Origin of the sequence: Actinotalea ferrariae (assembly GCF_019733465.1) — a bacterium.
Classification (GTDB): Bacteria; Actinomycetota; Actinomycetes; order Actinomycetales; family Cellulomonadaceae; genus Actinotalea; species Actinotalea ferrariae_A.
The window spans coordinates 1-1,283 of sequence record NZ_JACVQL010000308.1 but is presented as its reverse complement, the minus strand read 5'-3'; the positions used below and the strand labels follow the sequence as shown (position 1 = coordinate 1,283).

Annotated in this window: 2 protein-coding genes; both read left to right on the top strand. The window is 75.8% G+C overall.

The genetic code is table 11. The annotated features are described in order from the left end of the window. The coding region (locus ICW40_RS18550) for a hypothetical protein (protein WP_221655479.1) at positions 1-788 on the top strand (788 nt) is incomplete at its 5' end. Between the two features lie 49 nt (positions 789-837). After that, on the top strand, positions 838-1,254 hold the full coding sequence (locus ICW40_RS18545; protein ID WP_221655478.1) for a VOC family protein: 417 nt from the start codon (positions 838-840) through the stop codon (positions 1,252-1,254). Positions 1,255-1,283: the final 29 nt, after the last annotated feature.

Genomic DNA, 1,283 nt, shown 5'->3' with positions numbered 1-1,283 from the left:
GCGCCACCGACCGCGCGGACGCCGCTTGCGTGCTCGCGCGGCTCGCGCTCCTCCGCGCCGACGACGCCGCCGACCTCGGCGGTCCGGGGCACCCGGACACGCTGCTCGCGACGTGCGACGACGCGGGGAGCGGCCTCGCCCTCGCGGCCGTGGTGGACGACGTGCACGGCGGCGTCGTGGACGGACCGCCGGCGACGGTGCTGGCCGTCAGTCCCGGGTCGCGGGGTGTCGTGACGTTCGACGCCGTGCAGGGTCAGGCGCTGCTCGCCACGCTCGACGCCGCCGACGGCGTCGAGGGGTGCGGCCATGTGCGCCTCGTGGGACCGGACGGCCGGACGGTGCAGACCGGGTGCGTCCGTGCAGGCCAGGGGCTCCTCGACACGGTGGTGCTGCCGATCGCGGGCCGGTACGCCGTCGTGGTCGACCCACCCGCGGCCAGGACCGGCTCGGTGCGTGTGGCCCTCCTCGCGCCGGTCGACCACGAGGCGGCCGTGACGGTCGGCGGTGCCGCGGCGCGCGCACGGGTCGGTGGACCGGGCGCGATCTCGCGCGTCCGCTTCGCGGGCGCGGCCGGGCAGGACGTCGTCGTGCGCGTGGCTGACGCGACGCTCGCCGACCAGTGCGACGTCGTCCGCCTCGTGGGGCCCGACGGCGCGGAGCTCGCATCAGCGTGCGTGATGGGGGACAGCGGTGAGGTGCGTGCCACCCTCACGGTGACCGGGGACCACGTCGTGGTGGTCGACCCGCGCGGCCGCGAGACGGGCGAGGTCACGGTCGGCGTCGGCTGACGAGCGCGTGTCGGTGGCCCGCGGCACCCTGGTGCGCGGAGGTGGTGACATGACGACACACCCGACGATCGCCCAGGTGGTGCTGGACACGACGGACGCCCGCGGTCTGGCGGAGTTCTACCGGCAGGTGTTCGGGCTCGAGTACCGCGACGGCGACGAGCCGCCGCCCGCCGGTGAGCCGGACGAGAACGGCCGTGACTGGCTGGTGCTCAGGAACCCCGGCGGTGTACAGCTCGCGTTCCAGCAGGTCGACGAGCAGGTGGAGTCGACGTGGCCCGAGCAGCGGGTGCCGCAGCAGCTGCACCTCGACACCTCGGTCGGCTCGAAGGAGGAGCTGGACGCCCAGCACGAGCGCGTCCTCGCGCTCGGCGGCCGCCTGCGCTTCGACCGCAGCGACGACCCGCAGGAGCCGCTGCGCGTCTACGCCGACCCGGCCGGCCACCCGTTCTGCATCTTCGTCGCCTGACGACGACGTGGCGGCAGGCCAGGCGGCGC

What these genes read in the sequence shown, in the direction of transcription:
- ICW40_RS18545 (WP_221655478.1), top strand. Translation starts at nt 838, where the DNA reads ATGACGACACACCCGACGATCGCCCAGGTGGTGCTGGACACGACGGAC.